Source organism: Phormidium tenue FACHB-1052, from assembly GCF_014696675.1.
Lineage (GTDB): Bacteria > Cyanobacteriota > Cyanobacteriia > Phormidesmidales > Phormidesmidaceae > Nodosilinea > Nodosilinea tenuis_A.
The window spans coordinates 19,222-45,701 of the sequence record NZ_JACJQN010000016.1 but is presented as its reverse complement, the minus strand read 5'-3'; the positions used below and the strand labels follow the sequence as shown (position 1 = coordinate 45,701).

Annotated in this window: 25 protein-coding genes; 13 read left to right on the top strand and 12 right to left on the bottom strand. The window is 57.2% G+C overall.

The features are described from left to right. Positions 1–166: 166 nt before the first annotated feature. From H6G07_RS19880 to purC, 8 genes are all read right to left on the bottom strand, one after another. The gene (locus H6G07_RS19880) at positions 167–841 is read right to left on the bottom strand and encodes an ExbD/TolR family protein (RefSeq protein WP_073610035.1); all 675 of its coding nucleotides are present in this window, start codon (positions 839–841) and stop codon (positions 167–169) included. After that, a complete protein-coding gene (locus H6G07_RS19875) occupies positions 838–1,575 on the bottom strand; it encodes a MotA/TolQ/ExbB proton channel family protein (RefSeq protein ID WP_084173412.1) in 738 nt (245 codons plus the stop codon). The genes H6G07_RS19880 and H6G07_RS19875 overlap by 4 nt, the downstream gene beginning before the upstream one ends. A gap of 134 nt (positions 1,576–1,709) precedes the next feature. Then, positions 1,710–2,894 (bottom strand): lipid-A-disaccharide synthase, encoded by a 1,185-nt coding sequence (gene lpxB / locus H6G07_RS19870; RefSeq protein ID WP_073610033.1) that lies wholly within the window; start codon positions 2,892–2,894, stop codon positions 1,710–1,712. Between the two features lie 19 nt (positions 2,895–2,913). Then, the gene (gene lpxA / locus H6G07_RS19865) at positions 2,914–3,738 is read right to left on the bottom strand and encodes an acyl-ACP--UDP-N-acetylglucosamine O-acyltransferase (protein WP_073610130.1); all 825 of its coding nucleotides are present in this window, start codon (positions 3,736–3,738) and stop codon (positions 2,914–2,916) included. A 48-nt stretch (positions 3,739–3,786) separates the two neighbouring features. Further along, on the bottom strand, positions 3,787–4,254 hold the full coding sequence (fabZ, locus tag H6G07_RS19860; protein ID WP_338420719.1) for a 3-hydroxyacyl-ACP dehydratase FabZ: 468 nt from the start codon (positions 4,252–4,254) through the stop codon (positions 3,787–3,789). A 134-nt stretch (positions 4,255–4,388) separates the two neighbouring features. Beyond that, positions 4,389–5,300 carry a UDP-3-O-acyl-N-acetylglucosamine deacetylase gene (gene lpxC / locus H6G07_RS19855; RefSeq protein ID WP_084173410.1) on the bottom strand — a complete coding sequence of 304 codons (912 nt, stop codon included), beginning with the start codon at positions 5,298–5,300 and terminating at the stop codon, positions 4,389–4,391. Then, on the bottom strand, positions 5,300–7,678 hold the full coding sequence (locus tag H6G07_RS19850; RefSeq protein WP_073610032.1) for a BamA/TamA family outer membrane protein: 2,379 nt from the start codon (positions 7,676–7,678) through the stop codon (positions 5,300–5,302). The genes lpxC and H6G07_RS19850 overlap by 1 nt, the downstream gene beginning before the upstream one ends. Before the next feature lie 128 nt (positions 7,679–7,806). Continuing rightward, the gene (gene purC, locus H6G07_RS19845) at positions 7,807–8,568 is read right to left on the bottom strand and encodes a phosphoribosylaminoimidazolesuccinocarboxamide synthase (RefSeq protein WP_073610031.1); all 762 of its coding nucleotides are present in this window, start codon (positions 8,566–8,568) and stop codon (positions 7,807–7,809) included. A 249-nt stretch (positions 8,569–8,817) separates the two neighbouring features. Here purC and H6G07_RS19840 point away from each other — a divergent pair, with 249 nt between their 5' ends. The 4 genes from H6G07_RS19840 (at position 8,818) to H6G07_RS19825 (ending at position 12,320) form a co-directional block, all read left to right on the top strand. Continuing rightward, positions 8,818–10,053, top strand: coding sequence for an LL-diaminopimelate aminotransferase (locus H6G07_RS19840; protein WP_073610030.1), 1,236 nt, complete (start codon positions 8,818–8,820; stop codon positions 10,051–10,053). A 101-nt stretch (positions 10,054–10,154) separates the two neighbouring features. Beyond that, complete coding sequence (hisG, locus tag H6G07_RS19835) at positions 10,155–10,802, top strand: ATP phosphoribosyltransferase (protein WP_073610029.1); 648 nt, start codon at positions 10,155–10,157, stop codon at positions 10,800–10,802. A gap of 86 nt (positions 10,803–10,888) precedes the next feature. Beyond that, positions 10,889–11,473, top strand: a complete 585-nt coding sequence (locus H6G07_RS19830; RefSeq protein WP_073610028.1) for a DUF981 family protein — start codon at positions 10,889–10,891, stop codon at positions 11,471–11,473. Positions 11,474–11,651: 178 nt separating this feature from the next. Beyond that, positions 11,652–12,320 (top strand): class I SAM-dependent methyltransferase, encoded by a 669-nt coding sequence (locus H6G07_RS19825; RefSeq protein WP_073610027.1) that lies wholly within the window; start codon positions 11,652–11,654, stop codon positions 12,318–12,320. 254 nt (positions 12,321–12,574) lie between these two features. Here H6G07_RS19825 and H6G07_RS19820 read toward each other — a convergent pair whose 3' ends face one another. Next, entirely contained in the window at positions 12,575–14,842 is a 2,268-nt protein-coding gene (locus H6G07_RS19820) for an NACHT domain-containing protein (RefSeq protein WP_073610026.1), read from the bottom strand. 79 nt (positions 14,843–14,921) lie between these two features. Here H6G07_RS19820 and H6G07_RS19815 point away from each other — a divergent pair, with 79 nt between their 5' ends. The 5 genes from H6G07_RS19815 (at position 14,922) to H6G07_RS19795 (ending at position 18,506) form a co-directional block, all read left to right on the top strand. Further along, the gene (locus H6G07_RS19815) at positions 14,922–15,182 is read left to right on the top strand and encodes a hypothetical protein (protein WP_073610025.1); all 261 of its coding nucleotides are present in this window, start codon (positions 14,922–14,924) and stop codon (positions 15,180–15,182) included. Beyond that, on the top strand, positions 15,179–15,400 hold the full coding sequence (locus H6G07_RS19810) for a DUF2283 domain-containing protein (protein WP_073610024.1): 222 nt from the start codon (positions 15,179–15,181) through the stop codon (positions 15,398–15,400). Before H6G07_RS19815 ends, H6G07_RS19810 begins: the two co-directional genes overlap by 4 nt. Before the next feature lie 104 nt (positions 15,401–15,504). Next, positions 15,505–16,713 (top strand): 4-hydroxy-3-methylbut-2-enyl diphosphate reductase, encoded by a 1,209-nt coding sequence (locus H6G07_RS19805; protein WP_073610023.1) that lies wholly within the window; start codon positions 15,505–15,507, stop codon positions 16,711–16,713. A 113-nt stretch (positions 16,714–16,826) separates the two neighbouring features. After that, positions 16,827–17,030 (top strand): DUF2281 domain-containing protein, encoded by a 204-nt coding sequence (locus H6G07_RS19800; RefSeq protein WP_073610022.1) that lies wholly within the window; start codon positions 16,827–16,829, stop codon positions 17,028–17,030. A gap of 171 nt (positions 17,031–17,201) precedes the next feature. Next, positions 17,202–18,506, top strand: a complete 1,305-nt coding sequence (locus tag H6G07_RS19795) for an ATP-dependent DNA helicase (protein WP_073610021.1) — start codon at positions 17,202–17,204, stop codon at positions 18,504–18,506. A gap of 56 nt (positions 18,507–18,562) precedes the next feature. Here the strand turns inward: H6G07_RS19795 and H6G07_RS19790 are convergent, their stop codons facing one another. Further along, complete coding sequence (locus H6G07_RS19790) at positions 18,563–19,138, bottom strand: DUF192 domain-containing protein (RefSeq protein ID WP_242026890.1); 576 nt, start codon at positions 19,136–19,138, stop codon at positions 18,563–18,565. Between the two features lie 102 nt (positions 19,139–19,240). Next, complete coding sequence (gene nblR / locus H6G07_RS19785; RefSeq protein ID WP_073610019.1) at positions 19,241–19,936, bottom strand: response regulator transcription factor NblR; 696 nt, start codon at positions 19,934–19,936, stop codon at positions 19,241–19,243. Between the two features lie 326 nt (positions 19,937–20,262). Here nblR and ctpC point away from each other — a divergent pair, with 326 nt between their 5' ends. Beyond that, positions 20,263–21,561: a carboxyl-terminal processing protease CtpC gene (gene ctpC, locus H6G07_RS19780; RefSeq protein ID WP_073610018.1), complete on the top strand. Its 1,299-nt coding sequence runs from the start codon at positions 20,263–20,265 to the stop codon at positions 21,559–21,561. A gap of 41 nt (positions 21,562–21,602) precedes the next feature. Here ctpC and H6G07_RS19775 read toward each other — a convergent pair whose 3' ends face one another. After that, positions 21,603–21,845, bottom strand: a complete 243-nt coding sequence (locus tag H6G07_RS19775; RefSeq protein WP_073610017.1) for a lipopolysaccharide assembly protein LapA domain-containing protein — start codon at positions 21,843–21,845, stop codon at positions 21,603–21,605. A 91-nt stretch (positions 21,846–21,936) separates the two neighbouring features. Between H6G07_RS19775 and rplI the strand changes: the two genes are divergently transcribed. The 3 genes from rplI to H6G07_RS19760 all read left to right on the top strand — a co-directional run bounded on the left by rplI (position 21,937) and on the right by H6G07_RS19760 (position 26,228). Then, on the top strand, positions 21,937–22,395 hold the full coding sequence (rplI, locus tag H6G07_RS19770) for a 50S ribosomal protein L9 (protein ID WP_073610016.1): 459 nt from the start codon (positions 21,937–21,939) through the stop codon (positions 22,393–22,395). A 261-nt stretch (positions 22,396–22,656) separates the two neighbouring features. Then, positions 22,657–24,600: a DNA primase gene (gene dnaG, locus H6G07_RS19765; protein ID WP_073610015.1), complete on the top strand. Its 1,944-nt coding sequence runs from the start codon at positions 22,657–22,659 to the stop codon at positions 24,598–24,600. 398 nt (positions 24,601–24,998) lie between these two features. Then, the gene (locus H6G07_RS19760; protein ID WP_073610014.1) at positions 24,999–26,228 is read left to right on the top strand and encodes an FAD-dependent oxidoreductase; all 1,230 of its coding nucleotides are present in this window, start codon (positions 24,999–25,001) and stop codon (positions 26,226–26,228) included. The last annotated feature ends 252 nt before the right edge of the window (positions 26,229–26,480 follow it).

Here is a 26,480-nt window from a genome sequence, read left to right as displayed (position 1 = left end):
AAAATTTAAGCCCGGAAATCGAACGTTCCCGGGCTACCCAATCAAATATTTTGTCGATGCCGGTCGAAGCTTAGAGTTCGACAGTGGCTAACCCAGGTCTCCCCATAAAACTGGAATGTTGGCAGCCTGGCCTCTACCTAGGGAAAGATTTTCTCTTTAGGTATACCTATGGTCGCGCCGGACTGGGCTTGGGTGCAGGCTGGCGCGGCGAGGTCGGTTCCTGGAACGGCGAGGCCGGTTCCTGAAGCGGCGAGGCCGGTTCACTGGGAAACAGGGGCGAGGACGGCGATTGGGGTTGGCTACCGGGCTGACCAAAACCAGGTGGTAGCTGACCCTCGGGGGCCTCCTGAGGAAATCCCTCGGGGAGCTGAGCGGGATCGTCACCGGGAGCAGCGTCCTCAGGCCCCAGGTTAGTATCGGCGGGCAGAGTTGCGAGGGCAACGCGATCGCCCCCGACCGCTCGCAGCTCGTCAAGCACCACCACCACATCTTCATAGCGCGCATCGCGGGCAGCATAGAGCACAATTAGCCCACCAGGGTTGACCTGGTTAAACTGACCCAGCACATCTCTGAGCAGCTCGATGGGCACGGGCTGCTGGTCAAGATATACCTGGCCAAAGGCGTCAATGCTGACGTAGAGGCGATCGGCCCCCTGTCCTACCTGTCCGGGCAAGGCTTGACCCGTTTGGGCCGTAGGCAAGTCTAGGTCGATGGCCTGCTGCCGGGTCAGACCCACCGCCGCCAAAATGAAGAACGTCAGAATGCAGAAAATCACGTCGATCAGCGGCACAATCTCGATGTGCACATCCCTGGAGGGATTGTCGAGCAGATCTATTTTCATAGTGAGGGGTTCTCCGCAGAGGGCGTAGCATCGAGCACAGAGGAATTTGGCTCAACTAGGGCATCTGCGGGCACCGGTACTGGCACCGGCATGGGCGACACTCCGTGGAGATGGGCCCAGCTCTGCCGGTAAAGCAGCTCTAGCTCGCTACCCGCCTGGCGAAACATTTTGGCCTGGCCAAACACAAACCCCTGAAACAACCGATAAAAAGCCAGGGCAGTAATAGCAATAATCAGGCCCGTAGCGGTGCTAATCAGCGCCTCGCTGATACCCAACGAGGTACCTGCGGTGGCATCCCCGCTACCCAGGTCAGTAATTTGAATAGAACTTAGGGAGTTGATCAGGCCCAGCACAGTACCCAGCAAGCCCAGCAAAGGGGACAGGGTAGCAACGGCCTCAAGAATTTTTTCGCCCCGGCTCATAGTCAGCAGTTCTTCGTTGGCCGAGGTTTCTAAGGCCAGGCGAAACACCTCCGGATCGGGGGATTGCAGCTTAAGGGGGGCCGACAAAAACCGACCCATGGGCAATGTCGCAGAGCGATAGGCAATATCGGCAGCGGCAGCCCAGTCTCGCCGAGCGGCCTCTAGCACCCGCCCGGATACCTCGCGTTCGCGGGTCAAGATGCGCGACCAAAACCAGATGCGCTCCAAAATGGTGCCCACAGCCAAGACTGAAAGTAGGAGCAGCGGCCACATGGCAGGCCCGCCACGGGCAAATAGCTCAGGTATGTTCACGAAAGATCCTCCTGTCACCACCGGGTCGGGCTGTCAAACGAGACAGAGCGACCTCTCTCGGGCAAAGCATAACAATTGTAGTGACTTTGGGGACGCTTCAACAGTTTCAGGTCGATTCTATCGAGGGTGTCCTGTCACGACAACTCAGGCAGGGCATCAAGGATTAAATCTGCGGTGCGTTGGCAAACGCCGGGTGGCCCTAGCTCTTCGCGCATTTTGGCGTAGCCCGCTCGCATAGTCTGGCGCGCGGGTTCGCTGTGCAGCAGCTCTAGGGCCGCTGCGGCGATCGCCTCGGGGGTCGCCTGCCACTGCAAAAATTCGGGCACGATGGGCTGGTTCACCACGAGGTTGACCGGCGACACGTAGGGCACGTCAAATTTCAGCAGATAGTGGGCAATGCGGGCGCTGAGGGGGTGAATGCGGTAGGCCACCACCTGGGGCACATCCATCAGGGCAATTTCAAGATTGGCGGTGCCTGACTTGGTGATGGCGACATCGGCAGCGGCGATCGCCCCCTGACTGCCCTCGCCCACCACTCGACCATTTAATCCGTGGGCAACCAACCCCTGCTCAAAACTGGCCTGCAACGCCGGAATCGACACCGGCAGCAGGAAAGTGACCTTGGGGTATTGGGCCTGAATAATCTGCGCCGCCTTGAGCAGCACCGGCATCAGGTACTTCACCTCCTGCTGCCGGGAGGCGGGCAGCAGCGTCACCACTGGGGTATCTAAGGGTAAGCCCAATTGCTGGCGGGCGGCAGCCTGGTCGGCGGGGCCAGGATAGCGATCGACCAGGGGATGGCCGACCCAGGTGGTAGCAGCCCCAAAGCCCTGGTAGTAGTCGGCTTCGGCCTTGAAGATAGCCAGCATGCGATCGCTGCACTGCACCAAGTTGCGGGTGTCTTTCTCAGAAAAGGCCCACACCCACTGCTGGGGAGCGATGTAGTAAATCACCGGCACCTGGGGATGGTGGGTTTTGACGTAGTTGCCCATCACCAGGTTGGGGTTCATGTAGTCGATCAGCACGGCAATGTCGGGCGGCTGGGCATCGAGCGCCGCCTTAGCCACCTTCTGAAGGCGCAGTGTAGGCATGAGGTAGGGCAGCGCCTCAAAGATACCGACCGAGCCAATGCCCGTGGTTTCGCCCACCAGCGTTGCCCCCGCCTTGGCCATGCGGGGCCCGCCCAGGGCCGTGATGTCTAGGGTGAGGTGGCGATCGCGCGCCCGCTGCACCAGCGCTTCAATCAACAGCGCCCCCTGCAAATCGCCCGACACCTCGCCAGTGCTAATAAAAATCCGTCGCCGAGTGAGGTCAGCCATGCCCTACGCGGCCCCCCAACTACTCATCATCGCTGGCCTTGTTCCGGCGGCGACCGGGGGTCAACCCGCGGCGATCGCTCTGCAGGGCCGCCCGCAAAAATTCGCTAAAGTGCCGCACCAGGTCGTTAGACTCATCCTGATTGAGCTTGCTTACCGCCTCACTGAGCGATACGCCCGAGCGATAGACCAGCCGATAGGCCTGCTTCAGTTCACGATAGGCCTGGGGGTCAGCGGTGAGGCCCGCCCGCTGCAAGCCAATTTGATTCAGCCCTCGCACTTCGGCCGGGTTGCCGTTGACCAGGGTAAAGGGAGGCACATCGCGATCGATGCGGCTCAGCCCGCCAATCATCACCAACCGCCCCACCCGCACAAACTGGTGAACGCCCACCATGCCGCTAATCCGCGCCCCCGACTCCACATACACGTGGCCCGCCAGCGCTACCGAGTTGGCGAGAATGACGTGATCTTCAACCACACAGTTGTGAGCCACATGGGAGTAGGCCATCAGCAGGCAGTTGCTGCCCACCAGGGTCACCGCCCCGGCATCGGTGGCCCGGTTAATGGTGACGTACTCCCGAATCAGGTTGTTGTCGCCGATCACCACCCGACTCATCGAGCCGTCGTACTTAAGATCCTGCGACTCTAGACCAATGGCCGCCCCCGGAAAAATCCGGTTTTGCGACCCAATGGTTGTGTCGCCATCAATGATTGCGTGAGCGCCAATTTCGGTGCCAGGGCCAATGCTCACCTGCTCACCAATCACCGCATAGGGGCCAATCTTGACGCTGGGGTGCACCTTGGCCCCCTCGTGAACCACTGCTGTGGGATGAATCAGGGTAGTCAACGGCCCGCCTCCAAAACCCAGAGATTGCAACATAGATACATGTTCTTCCTATTTCCCCTCGGGAGTTGTTGCCGTCTCCACCACAGAGAACATGAGCTCACCTTCGCAGACCAGTTGCCCATCGACCTCAGCTCGACCGCGCATCTTGCCAAACCGCTTCCGTTTTAGGGCCAGAAGTTCTACGGTCATTACCAGCTGATCCCCAGGCACCACGGGACGACGAAACCGCACCTTGTCGATGCCAGCGAACACGCACAATCCCTGAACCCCTGGGATCTGCATCAGCACAATGCCCCCCACCTGGGCCATGGCCTCGACAATCAACACCCCAGGCATGATCGGGTGTCCCGGAAAATGCCCCTGAAAGTGAGGCTCGTTGAAGGTGACATTTTTGATGCCAATGGCATGCTTGGCCGGAACATAGTCGATGATGCGATCGACTAGGGCAAAGGGATAGCGGTGGGGCAGCAGGGCGTGGATCTCTTCAGCGCTATAGCTAGTCTTGGGAACCGCGATCGGCTCCGCCGCTTCAGCAGTCTCGATGCCGTCTAGGGCTGTGGTCAGGGGGCTCGATGCAGTTGCGTCAATCACAATAGGTGGGTCAGTACGGTAAGGTGCAGCAGGCAAATGTGCCTAGATTGATTTTGCCACTAGAGGGTGCCATAGACGAGGGCAGGCACCAGCGCCGCCGCCAACTCACCGTGGAGACGGTGACTCGCCTTGTAGGCCACAATGTGGGCCGTGGGCAAGCTGCCCAACAGACTCAGATCGCCAATCAGATCGAGCATTTTGTGGCGAGCGGGCTCGTTCTCAAACCGCAGGGGTGGATTCAGCCAGCCCTCTTTTCCGCACACTAGGGCGTTGTCAAGGCTCCCCCCCTGAATCAGACCGCTGGCGCGCAGCTGCTCGATCTGGTGGGCCAAACCAAAGGTGCGGGCCGGGGCAACGGTGGTGGCAAACCCCTCAGGGCCAAAGGGATCGGCACTGGGTGACCAGCTAAACCACTGATTGCCGATCGCCGCTACCTCAAAGTCAATGCCGTAGGTAAACCGCGCTACCGGAGCCGGAAAAGCGGCGACAAAGGCATCGCCCTGGTGAATCGTCACCGGCTCTTCCAAGCACGCTACCGTGCGAGGAGACTCAAACTCTTGCCGCCCCGCTTGGCAAATCGCCTCTACCCAGCCCAGAGCCGACCCATCCAGCAGGGGCACTTCGGGGCCAGTAATGTCAATGCGAACATTGTCAATGCCCAAGCCTACCAAAGCCGCCAGCAAGTGCTCGACTGTGCGCACTGCTGCCTCCCCTTGGCGCAGCTCCGTCGAGAGCATGGTTGGGTTGACGGCGGCAAGGCTAGCGGCGATCGAGGGTTGGCCCGGCAGATCGGTGCGGACGAAGAAACGCCCTTGGCCCGGTGCTGCTGGCCTCAGCGTCACTGTGGTCGCAACACCCGAATGGAGGCCCACACCCTGCCGATCGACTACGGTGGCCAAGGTGGTTTGCCCGGCGGCTAGGCCCCAGCTCGCCTGGGTCAATTGATTGGAGTCAAGACCTGTCTGCACCATTAAAAGCGCTCCCCAAATCCGAAGTGGATACGGCCTTCGCCCTGATTATTAAAGCCGTAGTCAACCCGCAGGGGGCCCAGGGGAGTCGAAACCCGCACCCCAGCTCCATAGCCAATGCCGCTGCCGGGCTTACCCCGCGACGGCCCAGGAGCACCGGGTACAGAATTGCCGCTGCCCAGGTCACTACCGACATCTAAGAATAAAGCGCCGCCCAAAAACGAAAACAGCGGAAAGCGGTATTCAGCGGTGAACTGAGCATAGCTACGTCCACTGCCCACTTCGCCTTCGTCGTAGCCACGAATGGAGTTGGTGCCGCCTAGAGAAAACGCCTCATAGGGCGGTAGTTCGCCGACAATGGTACCTGCCTGAAAGTTGAGGGCCAAGGCCTGGGGTCCCTCAGCAAAGTTCAGCAGACTGAGGGGAATGTAGTAGCTGTAGCTCCCCCGCAGCCGATTCATAAAGATGCTGCCCCGCCCTAGGGGCACCGACTGCTCGGTGTTGAGCCGCAGCACGCTGCCGCTGGTGGGGTTAAAGGCGTCATTGCGGCGATCGAGAGTAGCACTGACAGGAAATGTCCAGAGGTCATCAACCCCACGACTGCTTGCTGTCAGGGGGTTGCCAGCGGCGTCTACAGCATTGACCCTACCATCGGCATCGCGAGCCGACACGTTTTGAATCAAAGTACCTACCGCCACCGTCCAACCATTGTCAAAGGGACGACTAAAGGTAATGCCAGTACCCAGGCGGCGAATGCGCACCTGGTCGCCGTTAGCTAGGTTGATAGGGTTAGGGCCGTCCTCAAAATTGAGGTTGTTGGCTGAGCGAGCAAAGGCGTTAACAGTGTAGGAAGTTCGGAAGGGATCACCCGCAATCCAAGGATCCGTAAAGGACACGTCAAACAGAATGTCTCGGGTGCTGAGCTGAGCCTCAGCGCTAAATTTTTGGTTGTTGCCGCCAAAGTTGTCTTGGCGGAAGCTGACTGTGCCGAAGAGATCGCCGGTAAAGTTAAAGCCTAGACCAGCCGCTACAGAACCGGTGTTGCGCTCAGATACGTTAACGATCAGCTTAACTTTGCGCGGATCGTCTTCGGCGGGTTCTAGCCCTGGCACCACATCTTCAAAAATTCCTAGACCAAACACCCGCTGAAAGTCTTGCTCAATGCGGGCCTGGTTGAAGACTTCGCCAGGCTCGGTCTCAAACTCGCGGGTAATGATGAAAGGCCGAGTTCGTCCTCGGACTGGGTTGCCCTCATCGTCGACGGCCTGACCCAGGTCGTTGATATAACGCACCTCAATGCTTTCAATTACCCCTTCTGCGACCTCTAGGGTGACGACCCCATCAGGCGAAACCTGGGGAGCGGCTACCACCTGGGCCAGCACGTAGCCCTGATCTTGGTACCACTGGTTGAGTTCTAAAATGCCTTCCTGGAAGTCAATCAGGTTGATGATCTCGCCCTTTTGTTCGTCAAAAATGTCATCGACGATGGCTTGGGGCAGCACCTCATTGCCCTCAAGTCGCACGTCGGTGAGCACCGGGTTGGGCTGCACGAGGAAGGTGACTCGCACGCCTAGGTCGGTGTCTTCGGGCTGGGCATCGACATCGGCGAAGTAGCCGGTGGCAAAAATGCTGTTGATATCTTGCTGAAGCTGGGTGCGGGTAGTCGTGCGCCCAGCTTGAGTTTCAATTACGCTGTAGATCAGGTTTTCAAGGGCCGGATCGAGTTCGCCCTGATTGGGCTGAACCTGAACTTCGGCGACTAAAACCCGAGGTTCTTCAACTTCTTCGGCGGCGGGTTCGTCAGGGGTTTCATCGGCAGGCTCATCGGCGGCTTCGTCGGTAGACTCATCCGTAGGCGCAGCTTCAGGGGTTTCGCTTGGCCCAGGCTGGGGCTGGCTACGACGCTGCACAGCTCCATCTAGGATGCGCTGGGCCTCTTCGCGGGTGATGTCGCGCTGGGTGCTGGGGGTTTGGGCTAGCTGAGCGCTCTCTAGCTGGGCACTCTGTTCGACGTTAGACTCTGAGCCAGGGGCAGGCGAGAGGGCTGTTGTAGCATCGGCGGCGGTCTCACCCTCAACGGAGCGGTAGCCGTCGATCGCACTCTGGAGATTTTCGCCGACGGGGCTAGGGCCAAGCTCGGGCTGAGGTTGGCCAAAGTCGATGGTGCTGGCGGGATCGGTGGTGCCGATAACCGGCTCAGCCAGGGCAGCAGCGCTTTGGCTATAGCCCGGTTCAAGAACCTCTGGTGGTTCAGCGTCTGAGGAAGCCGACTGGACAACTGATTCTGGGGCGGCTGGATCGGCTTGGGCCGGGGCTGCAATCAACCCTACCAGCCCGGAGGTGGCCAACACGGCCAATAAATAATTAGGAGAAACCCGCATCTAAACACACCTGCTAAACACGTCCACACACCAATCAAAGAGCCCTCTCCCGGGCTAAGAGCCAGGGAAAACTGCCCTGGGCGGGCCGCTGCCCCCACAATCGGACAAATTCTACCGCATTGATGGTGCTAATTCTTGGCCGATTGTGCCGCCACCTTTTCTAGCACACGCTGATAAGCCGATTCGACTTGGCCCAGATCTTGCCGAAAGCGATCTTTGTCGAGCACCCGTTGAGTTTCGTCATCGGTGGTTTGATCCCATAGACGGCAGGTGTCAGGGCTGATTTCGTCGCCCAGCAAAATCTGCTGTTGGGAATCGAGGCCAAACTCCAGCTTGAAGTCAACCAGAGTGATAGCGCAGCCCATAAAGAAATCCGTCAGGATTTGATTGATGTTGAGGGCAAGACGGCGCAGGGTGGCGATCTGTTCCTCGCTGGCGATCGCCATGGCGCGAATGCGATCGCCCGTCAGCAGCGGATCACCCAGGGCGTCGTCTTTATAATAGAACTCCACCAGGGGCGGATCGAGGCGCTGGCCCAGGGGCAGGCCGGTCTGCTTACAGAGGCTGCCCGCCGCCAAATTTCTAACGACGACTTCGAGGGGAATGATCTGGAGGGCTTTGACCCGCATGGTGCGATCGCCCGTCGTCTCCAACCAGTGAGTAACAATACCCGCCGCCTCAAGCTGCTGAAATAGATAGGTGGAAATGGCGCAGTTGATCTGCCCCTTACCCACGATCTGGCCTTTCTTTTGAGCATTAAAGGCAGTGGCGTCGTCTTTAAAATAAGTGAGCAGCACCGCCGGGTCGTCGGTGGCGTAGATAATTTTGGCCTTGCCTTCGTAGAGTTTTTCGCCGAAGGGTTTTTCGTCAGCAGGGTCAGCAGCAACCATGATCCTAGGCGGTAGCGGGGACATCCCATAGTAGCGTCCCCAGGGGTAGGTGAATGGGTGGGAGGTGATGGGGCGATCGAAGTTTTGAGTTATTAATTTTGAGTTTTGAATTAAGGCAGGGCATTCAAAACTTAAAACTCAACATTCAAAACTACTCTCTACCCATCCACTCCCCCACTCCCCTACTCCCCACACCCCCCATCGCGCTGTACCCTTAGTTAAGTAACTGTCACCATCGCGCAACGCTCCATGGCCACCATCAACGACAACTATCTCAAGCTTAAAGCGGGCTACCTGTTCCCCGAAATTGCTCGCCGGGTCAGCGCCTTTGCCGAGGCCAACCCCGACGCCCCAATTATTAAGCTGGGCATTGGCGATGTGACTGAGCCCCTGCCCGAAGCCTGTCGCACCGCCATGGTCAAAGCGGTGGAAGATATGGGCGATCGCACCTCCTTCCACGGATATGGCCCCGAGCAAGGCTACCTTTGGCTGCGCGAAAAAATTGCCCAGCACGATTTTCAAAGCCGGGGCTGCGACATTGACGCCAGCGAAATTTTTATCTCCGACGGCTCCAAGTGCGACTGCGGCAATATTCTCGACATTTTTGGCAGCAACAACTCGATCGCCGTCACCGACCCGGTCTACCCCGTCTACGTTGACACCAACGTGATGGCAGGCCACACCGGCCCCGCCAACGAAACCGGCGAGTACGGTGGCCTCACCTACCTGCCGATCAGTGCCGCCAATGCCTTCACTGCCAGCATTCCCCACGAAAAAGTAGACCTGATCTACCTCTGCTTTCCCAACAACCCCACTGGGGCGGTGGCCAGCAAAGAGCACCTGCAAGCCTGGGTCAACTACGCCCGCGCCCACGGCTCGATCATTCTGTTCGACGCCGCCTACGAAGCCTTTATCACCGACCCCACCATTCCCCACTCCATCTATGAGATTGAGGGAGCGCGGGAATGCGCTATTGAGTTCCGCTCCTTTTCTAAGAATGCGGGCTTTACCGGCACTCGCTGCGCTTTGACCGTCGTGCCCAAAACCCTGATGGGCAAAGCCGACGACGGCAGCGAAGTTGCCCTCCACGGCCTGTGGAATCGCCGCCAGTCTACCAAGTTCAACGGCGTATCCTACATCGTGCAGCGTGGGGCCGAGGCGGTGTATTCACCAGAAGGGCAGGCCCAAACCAAAGCCCTGATCGACTTTTATATGGAAAACGCCCGCATCATTCGCGAGCAGCTCACCGCCGCTGGCATTGCCGTTTACGGCGGCGTCAACGCCCCCTACGTATGGGTCAAAACCCCCAACGACCTGACCAGCTGGGACTTTTTTGACAAACTGCTGCACACCTGCCACATAGTCGGCACCCCCGGCTCGGGCTTCGGGGCTGCAGGCGAAGGCTACTTCCGCATTTCGGCTTTCAACAGCCGCGAAAACGTCAACGAAGCCATGCGCCGCATCACCGAGAAATTCCGGGTGTAAGAACAAATCAATGAGGCTTCTATCTGATGGGCAGTGCCCACCAGATAGCCTTTTTTTAATCTAGTCAAACCTCCTTTAGAGCACCGTTGAGGAAAACTTCCATGCTCACCATCGCGCTACCCAAGGGCGGCATGCTCAAAGACAGCATTCGCCTACTACAAGCTGTTGGCCTCGACTTTAGCCTGTTCCTCGATAGCGCTAATCGGCAGCTGCAAATTACCGACGCCTCGGGCCAGGCCACAGGGCTACTGGTACGCGCCCAGGATGTGCCCGTCTATGTGGAATACGGCCAAGCTCAGCTCGGCATGGTTGGCTACGATGTGCTGCGCGAGAAAAAGCCTGCCGTGGCTCACCTGGCCGACCTGGGCTTTGGCGGCTGTCGCCTGTCGGTGGCTGTCAAAACCACCAGCCCTTATCGCTCGGCCCTCGATCTGCCCGCCCACAGCCGGGTGGCCTCTAAGTACGTCAACTGCGCCCGCGACTACTTCCAAAGCCTCGATTTGCCAGTAGAAATTGTGCCTCTCTACGGCTCAGTCGAGCTGGGGCCGATTACGGGGATGTCGGAGGCGATCGTTGATCTAGTGTCCACGGGCAAAACTCTGAAAGAAAACAACCTGATGGAGCTAGAGGTGCTGTACCACAGCACTGCTCGTCTGATTGCTCACCCCCTGAGCTACCGAGTCAACCCCTACGGTCTAAAGGATTTGATCGATCACGTGCGCACCCAGGCAGAGGCAGTGACCGTGTAGATCGACCTCAAACGTCGTCGGCATAGCATAAACATCAAGCGATCGCCCGATAGGATGTAAAACATTGCTCTCTAAAAATTGCTGACATGTTTATCGACTACATCACCCTGATGCTGATCAATATGGTTGCGGGGCTGGTGCTGCTGGCCGACTTTGTCTATCGCGGACTAGATGGGGCCAACCTAAAGCGGTGGATACCGGGCTTTGGTCTGGTGGGGGCGATCGCCCTCGTCACCGGCCTACACATGGTCTTGACCTGGCCCGTACCGGGCAGCTTCAACATTTCCTTTGGCGAAACTACAGTGCTGTTTGGGGGGCTTTATCTGGCAGCGGCGATCGCGATCGCCCAGGGCTGGGACTTGCTCTCGCTAGCGGTCTATGCCTTTTTCGCAGGCCTCACTGCGGTTGTGGTTGGGGCACGCATCATTAATCTAGGGCAAACCCAACAGCCGTTGGTGGCCGGATTGGGGTTTATTTTGACTGGCCTGGGCGGGGTGCTGGCCGCGCCTACCCTGGTATACCTGCGCGGCAACAAAAGCTGGCGCATTCTGGGGGCGATCGTGCTGCTGGTGGCGGCGTTGGTGTGGGCTTTTGTTGGTTTTCTGGGCTACTGGGGCCATCTAGATGTCTTTAGCGACTGGCAGCCGCCAGTGATGCGGGGCGAACCTTAGCCAACTTGCGATCGCCATCCCCAAGCCAGACCATTCTCCAGACGGGGAACGGGGCAAACACTCACCGAAATTCAACAAAAATCCTTCAGCCCAGAGCCACACAACCGCAGGGTAAACCGATGTGGCCCTGGGCTTAATCTTTGTTTACACTCAAAGAAAGCCTTTAACCCCTACCACCATGCTGCTTCAGCCCAACCAGCGCACCAAGCTCGATGAGTCTAGCGACACCGCCTTCTACGATGTGCCCCGCTTCGTCACCCACGTAGACGATGGCTTTATTCAGCAGCTCACAGACCTCTACCGCCAGCGGTTGACCCCCAACAGCCGCATTTTTGACATGATGAGCAGCTGGGTTTCACACCTGCCCGCCGAGGTTGACTTTGAGTGGGTCGAAGGCCACGGCCTAAACGCCGAAGAGCTGGCCAAAAACCGCCGCCTCAACCACTATTTTGTGCAAAACCTCAACGAAAACCCAAGGCTGCCGCTCGATGATCAATCCTTTGATGCCGTGCTGAACACGGTATCGGTGCAGTATCTGCAACAGCCCGAGGTAGTGTTTGGTGAGATCTACCGCATTCTCAAGCCGGGCGGCATTGCCATTATCAGCTTCTCGAACCGGATGTTTTATCAAAAGGCGATCGCGGCCTGGCGCGACGGCAGCGAAACCCGTCGGGTCAACCTGGTCAAAGGCTACTTTGGCTCAGTGCCGGGCTTCAGCAACCCGGAGGTCGTGGCCCACACCCCCAGCGTTCCGTCTATTCTGCAAATGCTGGGCATGGCTGGGGGCGATCCCTTCTACGCTGTCATCGCTGAACGCATGGAACCGCTGGTATCTAGCCAGCTCTAAAATGTAGTAGCGGCGGCAAGCTGGTTTGGCCGTCCAGCCGTGTTGACTAGAACAATCTACCTATCAGCGCAGCAGCCGAACAGTCAGCTGCGCGAAAAAATTGGCACACTCTCGACTAGCTCAACTAGAAGAGTACGACAGATTCTCGATAGGGTGCATCTTTTGCTAGACCCTTATGAACTAGACAATTGGGAAAGCTGAATAGCTCTAGAAGCTTGCTCTACCTTAGAAATATGGGCGTAGGCTAAAGTGAGTTATTCGGTGGGCACTGTGACCATGCGCGACTCAATGCCCTCCCACACCTGCGGCGACACCCGCACCGCCGCTTCTTTGCAGCGAATTATGAGTTCTAAACTACTAAAATAATTAAGTAACTGCTCTGCTTCCCGTTCTGTAATAATTGCGTTTTCAAATGGAATGTGTAGATTCTTGGAAAAAACGTCTAGAACAGAAGTAGACAAGCTTTGGATTGAATGATTCGAAATATTAATGCGTACCAAGGCTAAATCATCAACGAGTCCGCCGACAAGATGCTCTTTGAAAACACAATAATTCCACAACGTGTCAGTGATTTCACTCGCACGCAAAAGAACTCTTTCGAAGGCACTATCTACAACATGATTGAGTATATTATCGACCTCGAAATTAATGGCATTATCAATTTGCTCAGCTAAAAGAGCAGTCAGGTTGTTGTGGTAGCCAAACAAGAAAGATCCAAGCTCCAAATCCTCACCAAGAGCTAAGGCAAAACCTAAGGAGGAATCAAGGTGATGAAGAATATTCTCGCTATCTCGATTGAAAGGGTTTAAGTAGGTGTTGGTATTTGCCTCATAAGCAATGTCAATGGCAATTGCAAGGAAAATGGCTAAAGCTCTCTTTAGGTGTTCTGAAATTTCTTCTGGCTCTGAGCCTCTAGTGACTTCTTCAGCCCAAGAGAAAAGCATTTTCAGCTCTTCGCTGATCACGTAAGCTAGTGCTTGAGTTTCCATCTTTAAAAGCATTCTGTCAGCCCCGCCCTTGCCCGGTGCCAGCCCTGCCACTAACAAAAATACTTCTCGCCAGTGCTTCTCGGTGATGTGATCGCGTACCAGTTGGTCGATTTTGTTGTTGTCCACAATACATTTGGCGGTTAGGTATTCCTGAAACGTCAAGTGTGAGAACGAGTAAGCATCCCTGGCCCGCTCCACCAAAATACCCTGCTGAATTTCGATTTCGCGCAGCACAGTTTCGGCATCCAGGTGACTGGGGGCGTTGAGGTTGTCGATTAAAAATTCTCGAATTTGGTTGATTAATCGGTCTTTGGAAAAGAAAAGTTGGTCGTCTACAAAGCTGGTGTAGGCAATTTCCGCCAGCATATCTAGCTCTAGCTCGGCGCTGAGTTCTTGGTAGATGGGGTTGCGCTGGATTCGCTTCTCGGAGGCCCACTTTCGCAGCAGCACGTCTAGTGCTTCACCGTAGAGGGCGTGGCGCTTTTTAGGGAAGTCTTGGAACTCGTCGTAGACCACGCACAGCAGAGTTAGCAGCAGCGGGGTTTGAGCCAGTTCCTTGGCAGCCTGGTAGTCGGGACTGTTTAGCAGTTCCCAGCAGCGATCGGCAGTGTTGATTTCGGTGTCACGTTCTTTTTGAAACCAGTTTTGGATGAACTGCTGAATCTGCTGATCTTCAAAGGCGGCCATGGCCACATCTTTGAACCGCCGAAAGCCGCCAAAGGTGTAGGCAGCCACCCGGCAGGAGGCGATGTAGCGGTTATCGCTGTGGCGATCGACCAGGTTTTCGATTTCGGTAATGGCGTGGTTGAGGGTGGCGCTGGGTACTTCATCTAGGCCATCTAGCAGCACCAGCAGCTTGCCATTTTTGAGAAATAGTTCGGTCAATTCCTCGGGATGAGGAAAGCCGCAGGTGTCTAGCTCGGTGGCAATCACGGCCTGAATGCTGACATTGGCCTTGTCGAACTGGCGCAGCTCCAGCATCACCGGAATGAAAGGGTGCTGGTAGAAAATCTGTTGTGGCACCAGTAGATTGCCAGGATCTTTGCCTGCAAAGTCGCGGCGACCCAAGGTACGCAGCGCCTCCAGACCCACCTTCCGCAAAAACGTCGATTTGCCGACTCCGGGGCCACCCAACACCATCAGGTATTGCTGTTCGTTGGCGACTTGTAAACCCGGTTTTTTCTCAGATTGGGTAACGCTAAAACTTCGTTTGCCGCTTTCGCGGTACTGCACTTGCAAGGCCTCTTCTGACTCAAAGTAGCGCAGGGTCGAACGATCGAGCAGTTGCACGGCGGTATAGATTTCGTCGAGCCGTACGGGATAATCCATTCGCACACAGGCGACTTTGAGTGTGCCGTAGCGATCAATATAGCGGCGCACGTAGTCCACCATGGCTTTCTTCAAAGCCAGGTTTTTGCCAATATCCCAATCGAGTTTTTTGAGGGTTTCGGTACCTTTGTCTTTGACCAGGCTAGTGATCAGACCACCCAGGCCAGCGGCGGCGGCTCCGATCAGGGGTTCAAATCCGGTCATGGTGGGGCGGGGTGGCGGTTGCCCATTACTATAGCCTGGTAGGAAATGTCACCGCGGTTGATTGGCGGGTCATGCAGACATGAAAAGCACTGACTACTTTCGCAACGTCGTGCCCCGCAAGCATCCTGAGGTACAGCTAGAGTGGGTACAGCGAGTGTTAGCTAACCCTGTCAAACGAGCTACCCAAGCCGATGGGCGAATTGTCTACTGGGGCAACATCGCTGAAAAAGAGGGCCGGGCCTTGAGGGTTGTTACTCTAGAAGATGGAGAAACCGTTCACAACGCATTCTTCGATCGCAGCTTTTACCGTCGCCAACTTAGGGGAGAAGAACCTCAATGAAGCTGACCTACTTCCCCGATACCGACACCCTATATATTGACCTGGCCGATCGCCCCAGTACTGAATCAGAGGTGCTGAACGAGAACCTGATTATCGACTTCGACAATCAGGGCCGCCCAGTGGGCATCACAGTGGAGCACTACAGCCAAACCGTAACCACCCCTGCCATAGAAGTGAGTCTGTCAGGGGAGCTGCTACCGACATCGGCAGCGAACTAGACCGCCGCTAGGGGCAATCATTGAAATTTACTGGGCGATCGCACCTCAACCCCCCACCCACAACCCGCTATCCTAGATAACGTGCTGCACCCGGTGAAGATTCGATGGATACCAAGGCCTTTAAGCGCTCTCTCAACCACTCCGACAAGTACTTTCGCCAGGGGTTTGGCCACGGGGAAGAAGTTGCCGGGCAAATGCAGACCGAGTACAACAGCGGGCTGATTCAGGAAATTCGCGATCGCCAATACACCCTGACTCGCGGCAACGTCACCATCAAACTGGCCCAGTCCTTTGGCTTTTGCTGGGGGGTCGAGCGGGCGGTAGCCATGGCCTACGAAACTCGCCAGCACTTCCCCACCGAGCGCATCTGGATTACCAACGAAATCATCCACAACCCCAGCGTCAACCAGCGCCTCAAAGACATGGCGGTGGAGTTCATTGAAGTCGTCGATGGCGAAAAAGATTTCTCCACTGTGGGCCAGGGCGACGTGGTAATTCTCCCTGCATTTGGGGCCAGCGTGCAGGAAATGCAGCTACTCAACGACAAGGGCTGCACCATCGTTGACACCACCTGCCCCTGGGTTTCTAAGGTGTGGAACACCGTCGAAAAGCATAAGAAACGCGACCACACCTCGATCATCCACGGCAAGTACAACCACGAAGAAACCGTGGCCACTAGCTCCTTCGCAGGCAAATATCTAGTGGTGCTGAATCTAGACCAGGCTAACTATGTGGCCGACTACATTCTCAATGGCGGCGATAGGGCCGAATTTATGGCCAAGTTTGACAACGCCTGCTCCGCTGGGTTCGACCCCGACACCGACCTCGATCGCATCGGTGTCGCCAACCAGACCACCATGCTCAAGGGCGAAACTGAGCAAATCGGCAAACTCTTCGAGCACACCATTCTCAAAAAGTACGGCCCCCAGGCTCTCAACGATCACTTTCTCAGCTTCAATACCATCTGCGACGCCACCCAAGAGCGCCAAGATGCCATGTTTGAACTGGTTGATGAAAAGCTGGATTTGATGGTGGTGATCGGCGGCTACAACTCGTCGAACACTACCCACCTGCAAGAGATTGCGATCGATCGACACATTCCCTCGTATCACATTGACAGCGCCAGCCGCATTGGCCCCGGCAACCGCATCGAGCACAAGCCGCTCCACGGCGACCTGACGGTGACCGAAAACTGGCTGCCCGATGGCCCCATTACCGTGGGCGTTACTTCCGGCGCTTCGACCCCCGATCGCTCGGTGGAAGAAACCATTGGTCATATCTTCGCCATCAAGGCCGATATGGCGGTGGTTTAGAAAAAATTAGTAGATCACAAAGTCCCCGCAGCCCTCTCCCCTAGTCCCTCTCCTCCTTGGGAAAGGGGAGTCGGAACCAAACTTCGAAGTCGCTGTAGGTTGAGGCCAGAGCCATGACCACCACCGCTGCCACCCTCAGAAACCAAATTCTAGAAGAGATCAACGACTTGCCCGTGGAAACGCTGGCTGAAATTTTCGCCTACGTTCAGAGTCTAAGAACTGGCCCGAACATGACCTCTCAAGACGAGGTGTGGCAAGCCTATCTAGAGTCTGAGCAAGAACGCGAAGAGGTCTATCGTCGCCTTGCCGACTTCTAGGTTTTTAGGTGCAGAAGCAGTATTGCGGCTTCATGCCAGGCAGATTGAACGGTAAACCGGCGTTGGCCAGCCTGATTGCGGCTGCCATTCAAAGCATGGCCTAGGATGAAGTCTCCCCCGTCTGAAACCGTGAATCAGGCTAATCTGGGATAGAACATCTGTTCCCTGCTCATGGCTGCATCCCCACCCAAATCTGCCAACGCTGACCTGGCGCTCACCACCGAGCAAGAGGTCGCTTTGGATGCTCTGGACGCCTTTGTGCAGGGCAACGAGAAGCTGTATCTGCTGACCGGCTATGCGGGCACAGGCAAAACCACGCTGCTCCAGGTGTTTGTGAATGGGCTGCGCGATCGCGGTGACGATCGCCCCATTGTGCTCAGCGCCTTTAGCAACAAAGCCACCAAAGTGTTGGCGGCGATGGCGGCCCAGTGGCGGCTCGATATTGACGCCATGACCTGCTGCAAACTGCTGGGCCTACGCCCAGTGATCGACGAAGAGAACGGCAAGCAGGTGTTTGCGATCGATCGCCAGCAGGCCAGCCAGATCGATCGCTACCGCCTAGTGATCATCGACGAATGCTCGATGATCAACCAGGAGCTGTGGGAGCTGCTGGTGAATGCCGTGTCGAACCTGTATCGGGGCACCCAGATTTTGTTTGTGGGTGACTCGGCTCAGTTGCCGCCGGTCAACGAGCCCGAGTCGGCCTGCTTTCGCCAGATTATTCACCGATCGCAGCTCACTGAGGTGGTGCGCTACGGCGGTGCGATCGGCGTGATTGCCGAAGACATTCGCCGCAACCTGGAGCGCAGTGCCCTGCCCCAGTTCGCCAACGACACCAATGCCGACAACACCGAAGGCTGCTTTGTGCTGCCCCGCCAAGCCTGGCACGATCTGCTGATTCGCGCTTTTACCAGCCCCGCCTACCAAAAAAATCCTGACCAGGTGCGTGCTCTGGCCTACACCAACCGGCGGGTGGCTCAGCTCAACCAAACCATTCGCGCTGCCATCCATGGCCCCAGCGCCAAACGGTTTGTGCCCGGCGATCGACTGATTGCCATTAACCCCTGTTTAGAAAAAGAGGCGATCGTGCTACCCACCTCCGCCGAGTGCGAAGTGCTCAACATTGCTCGAGGTCGCGAGGGTGAGTGGCCCCTGTGGATGCTCGAAGTTGAGACCGAAACCGGCGACTACAAAATATTGCAGGTGCTGCATGAGTCGGGCCAAGCCGAGTTCAAAACCCGGCTCGACTTCTTGGCCAAAGAAAAGCGCTGGATGGAATTTTGGGATTTGCAGCAGCGCTTCCACGCTGTTGACTACGCCTACAGCCTCACCATCCACAAAAGCCAGGGCTCAACCTTTCAAGATGTGTTTGTGGATGTGCCATCGATGGTGGCCAACCGCAATGCGATCGAGCGCAACCAGCTCTGCTATGTCGCCTTCACCCGCGCCGCTAAACGGCTGTTTTTGTATCAGTAATGGTGCGTTGCGTCCCAGCGCAGGGGATTAAGCGATCTGTGGCCTAACCCTACTCCCTACTCCCCTACTTCTCTAATCACCACTTCATCCCCCACGGCCAGGCCCAGCTCGGCGGCCCGCCCGGCCCGCAGCTCAATCACCTGATCGACGAGCTGACTGCCGGGGCCGTAGGTGGGGCAGGGGTCAGCGGTGCAGGGGGGAGCTTCGATCAGCCCCACAATCTGCCCCTGGTGGACAAACACCATGTCTAGCGCCACGGGCACATTCTTCATCCAAAAACTCACCGGGCGCGATCGCCCCATGGGGAATAGCATGCCGCGATCGCTCGGCAGTGCGTCCCGATACATTAGCCCCAGGGCCTGCTGCTGGGGGGTAGCCGCCACCTCTAAAAAGATCTCTTCACCGCCCAGGGTGGTTACCGCCGTGACGGCAAGCTGTTGGCCGCGAGGATCAGCCATAGGAGTTTCGGTGGCCGTCGGCGTCGATGGGGCATTGTCGGTCGTGGCGGGCGGCTCGGTTGTAGAGGGGGTTGGCCCACAACCCGCCCCCAACACCAGCGCGCTCAGCATCAGGCTCAAAACCAGACTCTGCCTGAGCCGTTGAGATGCCAAACCAGCAAAACAATAGGACATGAACAAACCAGGGAAAGTAACTGCGGTTGCCCAACTAGGGCGCTAACATTCTAGTCGTTCACCCCCTGGATGTTGCCGCCTACCCATCCACTCACCCACTGCCTAGCTCTCCCGCAGCACATACCCCACACCCCGCACGGTCTGAATCAGGCGCTTGTCGTCTTCGCCATCAATTTTGAGCCGCAGGTAGCGCACGTAGACCTCAATCACGTTCGACTCGCCCACAAAATCGTAGCCCCAAACATTCTCAAGAATTTGCTCGCGGGGCAGCACCTCGCGGGGGTGCTCCATCATATATTTGAGCAGCTCAAACTCTTTCATCGTCAGCTCGATAATGCGATCGCCCCGCAGCGCATGGCGATTGTCTAAATCCAGCGTCAGGTCGCCAAAGCGCAGGTGCTCAACCTCTCCTGGGGTCGATTGCAGATAGAGCTGCACCATTTTCAAAAAAGCATCGGCACGGTAGGGCTTGAGAAAATAGTCGTCGGCCCCGCACTCAAGGCAGGCCACTCGGTCTTCGAGGCTGTCTTTGGCCATCAGCAGCACAATCGGCGACTTGATGCCCTGGTTGCGGAAGGTTTGACAGAGTACCAGCCCCGACTCGCCCCCCAGCAGGCGATCGACCACAATCAGCGCCGGTTGGCTTTCAGTGGCTAGGGCCAGCCCTGCCTTGGCACTGCTGGCCACTACAGGACGATATCCAGCCTCTTGGAGGTCAAACTCCATTTGGCGAGTTTGGCTTTCGTTGGTGCCTACCAGCAAAATGTGGGTGCCCTGATCGGCGATAGATGTGCCCATAGGATTTAAACGTCTCAACGCCTGGGGCTTGGATCAATTAAATTTATCGAGTTAGCGTTTCACAGACAGCGCCTGCAACGGATCGCGATCGATTATAGCGTGGCACTCTGGGCGGCACGGTGGTTAGGGTCATGACCACTGCTGTCGCCATACCGACTTACCGCTGAAAAATAGGATTAAACGCCTATTTTTCCCTTAGTTTCCTTCTCTAAGTGTCTATTGTTACCATTAGTAACGAGGGCAAAATCCCTCACAAAATCTTCCCCTTGCTTCTCAATTGTGTGTGTTAGATTGGGCGTAATTTGCTGCTAGAACCTATATCACACATGACATTTGCAAAGCGCGGACTAATCCTAGGTGCCACAGCCGTTGCGGTGGCGGCGGTAACTGTAACCGGCGCTGGGATTCACCTGTCCCAAAGCAAAGCTTTCTTTGAAGAAAGCCCCAAGGAACTAATTGATCAAGTTTGGCAGCTAATTGACCGCAATTTTGTCGATGCCACCTTTAATCAGGTCGATTGGGATGCGGTGCGGACGGACTACCTAGGGCGCAATTACACCGACCAGGAAGAGGCCTACGGGGCTATCCGCGAGATGCTAGAAAAGCTCGAGGATCCCTACACCCGCTTCATGGATCCCGAAGAGTTTCGCAGCATGCAGATTGACACCTCCGGCGAACTCACTGGGGTCGGCATTCAAATCTCTCAGGATGAAGAGAGCAAAGAAATCGTCGTCGTCGCTCCCATCGAAGATACCCCGGCCTTCGATGCGGGTATTCGCCCCCAGGACGTGATTTTGGCCATTGATGGCGAATCGACTGAGGGCATGGAACTCAACGATGCAGTCAGCAAAATTCGTGGCACCGTTGGCTCTGAGGTCACCCTCACGGTTCGCCGCGGCGAAGAAGAGCTAGAAGTATCTTTGGTGCGCGCCCGCATTGAGATTCATCCGGTGCGCTACAACGTCCAGGCTGGCCCCGAGGGAGAGGTAGGCTACATTCGCCTCAACCAATTCAGCGCCAATGCCGCTGAAGAAATGGGGGCCGCCATCGAAGATCTCGAAAGTCAGGGGGTAACAGGCTACGTCCTCGATCTGCGCTCGAACCCCGGCGGGCTGCTGTACTCAAGCATTGACATCGCCCGCATGTGGATTGACAGCGGCATTATTGTCTCGACGGTCAATCGTCAGGGAGTGGCTGACGAAGAAACAGCCAATAGCCGCGCCCTCACCGACAAACCCCTCGTGGTGCTCGTTGACGGCGGCTCGGCCAGCGCCAGCGAAATTTTGTCAGGGGCCTTGAGAGATAACGAGCGGGCCATTTTGGTGGGCACGCGCACCTTCGGCAAGGGTTTGGTGCAGTCGGTACGCAGCCTGGGCGATGGTTCTGGGGTAGCCATTACGGTGGCCAAATACCTCACTCCCGACGGCACCGACATCAACAAGCACGGCATCGAGCCCGACATCTCGATCGAGCTGACCGAAGAGCAGCAGGAAGAACTCTCAACCAATCGCGAAGCCATTGGCACCGAGGCCGACCCTCAATATGCGGCAGCATTGGAAGCGTTAAGCACCGAAATCAAGGAAGCCCGCGCTGGCGACAGCGTCACGACAGCACCGGGCAACTAGCCGAACAACAGGTTGATCAATCAACTCTGCAAAGGTCTGGGCTACGGCTCAGACCTTTTTTGTCGGCGAGGGGCCCGCAGGGGATTTCCCCCCAGCACCAGCAGCACCAGGGCGGCGGCCAGCATACCGGCGGCGACACAAAACGCCAGCAGTACCCCAAAAGGAATCTCAATCGATTGCAGATTGAGCAGGCGAAAGGAGACGGGGGTAGCGTTTTGCACAGCGATAATGGCGATCGCAATCACCCAGACGGCGGGTACCAGGGCAAGCACAAGTCTAATCATGGGCCAGGTTAGGTTGTGGGGCGACAGGGAAGGGTTGCCAAGAGACAACGCCTTTGGGTAGTATAGTCAACTGGGCTATACGAGAAAAATCATGGCAAAACGGGTACAGGTAGTTCTCACAGAAGATGTTCGCAAGCTGGGCTATAACGGCGACTTGGTAGATGTGGCCCCTGGCTATGCACGTAATTATCTTATCCCCAACGGGAAAGCGGTGCGCACTACCCCCGGCGTGCTAAAGCAGGTAGAGCGTCGGCGCGAGGCGCAAAAGCAGCGGCTGCTAGAGATTAAGCAAGAGGCTGAAGCGACCAAGACAGCGCTGGCCACCATCGGCATGTTCACCATTCAAAAACCTGTGGGTGAAAACGAAGCCATTTTTGGTACCGTCACTTCTGGCGATGTGGCCGACGTGATCAAGTCGCTAGCGGACAAAGAGGTTGACCGCCGCGATATTTCGCTCCCCGACATCAACAAGCTGGGCGAATACCAGGCCGAAGTGAAGCTGCACCCCGAAGTGACGGCTGTCGTCAACCTGCGGGTAGTTGCCGAATAAGCTGAACTGATCGCCTGCTTGGTCAAACAACGGGACATAGACTACAGTACTGACTTGAAATTGCCGTTGGGGACGCTGAGACGCCTCCAGCGGCAATTTTTTGTCAACAGGGTGGCTGCGGCTGACCTGTTTCCCTACCATAAATTAGGAGCACCATCAGGCAAATGGTAGATGACTGATTTCTGATTACCATGGGCTACAATCAAGCCACGCCCCAACATGTAGTGGTCTGACTCCCGGCCACCGCGCAGCCTCAACACTATGGATACCCCTCGGCTCCACCCCGACACTATCGAAGCGGTGCGCGATCGCGCCGACATTGTCGATGTGGTTTCCCAGCATGTGGTGCTCAAAAAGCAGGGCAAAGATTTTGTTGGCCTCTGCCCCTTCCACGAAGACAAGTCGCCCAGCTTCAGCGTTAGCCCCGGCAAGCAGTTTTACTACTGCTTTTCCTGCGGGGCGGGGGGCAACGCCTTTAAGTTTTTGATGGAGCTGAACAAGCGCTCCTTTGCCGATGTGGTGCTGGACTTGGCCCAGCGCTACCAGGTGCCGGTGACAACGCTGGAACCGGCCAAACGGCAAGAGCTTCAGCGGCAGCTCACCCTGCGGGAGCAGCTCTACGAAATTTTGGCGCTGACCGCTAGATTTTATGAGCACGCCCTCCAGCAGATCGACGGGGCTACGGCCCTGGCCTACCTCTACGAGCGGGGCCTAAACGACGCCACCATTCAACAGTTTCAGCTGGGGTTTGCGCCGGGGGGCTGGCAGACCCTCTACGGCTATCTGGTGGAGCAAAAGCACTACCCCGTCGAGCTGGTGGAAAAGGCGGGGCTGATTGTGCCTCGCCAGAAGGGGGATGGCTACTACGATCGCTTCCGCGATCGCCTGATGATCCCCATTCGCGATGGGCAGAGCCGAGTAATTGGCTTTGGTGGCCGCGCCCTAGGTGACGAAAAGCCCAAGTACCTCAACTCGCCTGACACCGAGCTGTTCGACAAGGGTAAGACCTTATATGGCCTAGATTTGGCTCGGGCGGCGATCGCCAAAGATGACCGCGCCATCGTGGTTGAAGGCTACTTTGACGTGATTGCCCTCCACGCCGCTGGGTTAGAAAACTCCGTCGCCGCCCTGGGCACCGCTCTTAATGCCGCCCAGGTGCGCCAGCTTCTCCGCTATACCGAATCCAAGCAAATCTTGCTCAACTTCGACGCCGATGCCGCCGGGGTCAAGGCTGCCCAGCGAGCGATCGGCGAGGTCGAAGAGATGGCCTACCGGGGCGACGTGCAGCTACGGGTGCTCAACATTCCCGATGGCAAAGACCCCGACGAGTTTTTGCGGCACCACAGCGCCGCCGCCTACCACGACCTGATCGAGGCCGCCCCCCTCTGGATTGACTGGCAAATCCACAACCTGATCGGCGGCAAAGACCTCCGCCAGGCTGACCAGTTTCAGCAGACTAGCCAGGCGGTGGTCAAGCTGCTCAGCGACATCGCCAACGCCGACACCCGCACCCACTACGTGCGCTACTGCGCCGAAATCTTTAGCAACGGCGATAGCCGCTTGGTGCCCTTACTTGCGGAAAACCTCGTCACCCAGGTGCGCCGCCAGCGTCGCACTACCTCCTCAGAAGCGCCTACCCGATCTGCCCCTGCCACCACCCCCAGTGCCAGTTCCTTAGAGCAAGCCGAAGCCGCCCTGCTACGCATCTTTCTCCACGATGCTGCCCACCGCGACGAGATTTGCCAGGTGCTCGAAGACCGTGACTTGCAGTTTAGCTACTCCCATCATCGCGCCCTGTGGCGGCAGATGCAGCGGCTGCTGAGCGAGGCCGAAGACCCCAGAGTTGACCTGGTCAACCGCCTCCGCAACCAACTCGCCGATACTGGCTTGGCTACCACGCCCCTGCAAGCCCTGCTGCACCTCAGCGAAAAAACCAAACGCGACGTCATCCGCGCTCCCCTGATCATTCGCGCCGCCGCCGCCTGCATGGAAAAAAATCTCTGCGAAAAGCGCTACCGCCACTTTCTCGCCCTGTGGGAAAAGACCGACTGCACCATCGACCCCGAGCAGTTCACCGAATACCAGCGCCAAATTTACGCCGAAAAACGCCGCATCGAAGTCCTAGAAAAGGATCGCCAGGTCAGCTTCGAGGATCTAGCGATTATGCCCTGGGTCGGCGAGCAATACGATTCTCTCGATCGGTAGGCCCCAGTTTAGACGGTGGGCAATGCCCACCCTAGGGTGATTCAAGGAACAACAGGGTTTTTGTTAACCCCTAGCCCCATTGGCAGAACAGAGATTTAAACCGATGATCGATCGCTCCTTTCCGTGGGGTGAAGGGCGGCGGAACGCCTTTCTCGTAGGCCGTAGGGCGAAGCCCGTGCGAAGCAGGACGCGCGGAGCTGGGGGCCTGGGGCCAGCGAAATGGCCGCAGCGGCAGATCTGGCTCTGATCCCCATTGTGCGCCGCTATTACTGCGCGATCGCTGATAGGCAGCCTATGGCTACAACCCTGGAATGGTGCACTGCTTCGCGAGTGCACCCTACGATTTTCCTAATCGCTGGGCGCTATCCTAAACGGAGTTTCTGATCAACATTGCACCTATGCCCAATGTGGTTATTGTCGGCGCTGGCCCCACCGGAGCAACCCTGGCCCTCCTACTGGCTCGGCAAGGCATCCCCGTCACCCTAATCGAGGCCGCCCGCGACTTTCAGCGTCAGTTTCGCGGCGAGGGGCTCATGCCCAGCGGGTTGGACGCCCTACACCAGATGGGACTCGACTCACTGCTTGCAACTATCCCCCACCGCCCCCTCAGCGCCTGGGAATTTTGGCTCAACGATCGCCGCCTGTTCCGCACCGACGAGCCCCTGGGTTCAGCCCGCCCCTGCACTCTGGTTTCCCAACCGCCGCTGCTAGAGGCCCTGGTGCAGGCCGCCCTGCGCGAACCCAACTTTGAGTGGATAGCCGGAACTGCGGTAAAAGATGTGCTGTGGCAGAGCGATCGCGCCACCTCCCAACACGAAAATCGCGTCACAGGAGTTTCCCTGGCTGACGGTCGTAGCCTCAATGCTGATCTGGTCATTGGAGCCGACGGTCGCGCGTCCCCCATTCGCCAGCGAGCTGGGCTAGCGTTGGAAACCCAGCCCAAAAGTATTGATGTGCTCTGGTTCAAACTGCCAGCACCGCCGGGTTATGCCGCCGACAATCGCTTCTGCACCGTGGTGAAAAGGGGACGAGTCTTCAGCCTCTTCCACGGGGCGGAGGAAGGCAAACTGCACCTGGCCTGGGCGATCGCCCCCGATGAATCCACCGAGCAAAAAGACTGGGCAAAGACCTTCGCCACCCTCGTACCGCCCGAGTTTGTAGAACACTTTCACTCCGCTAAAGACAGCATTTCTCCACCCATGCGCCTCTCGGTACTGGTCGGTCGCTGCCCCCGCTGGCACCGCCCCGGCCTACTGCTGCTGGGCGACGCCGCCCACCCCATGTCGCCCGTGCGTGCCCAGGGCATTAATTTGGCGCTCAGGGATGCGATCGCAGCCGCCAACCACCTAATCCCACTCTTTAAAACTGCCGACACATCGACTCCAGACCCCACGGCTGTCGATCGCGCTATAGCCTGCATTCAGGCCGAACGCGAGCCTGAGATCATCCAGGCCCAACAGCTCCAGGCCCACGAAGCCAGCCGGGGAGAACTGCTGCGCCGCCTTGGCATATTACGACAGGGGCTCAGCACTTTCTCACCCCTGGTTGGCCCTGTAGTCAAACAAATCTGGACTCAGCAACAGCAGCCGCTGCGCGAGGGAATGACGACCGTACGACTGCAAGTTTAACTAGGCCCACGCCCCTACCCAAAAAGGATTTTCACTTTGAATTTTGCATTTTGAACTCCGCGTGGCGGTACTGTACTAGTGGTTTACAAAAACCCGCTGCTGTTAACCCAAGAATAGGTCAACAGCAGCGGGCAAAACTACTATTGCAGCCGTTGATTTAACCAAGAGGCCTTGACAAAAGAAGTTTTCTGATAAGAGCGTTGCAGTGCAACACCCCCACATCAACCTGTCTCAACTCAATGGCTGGCTGCA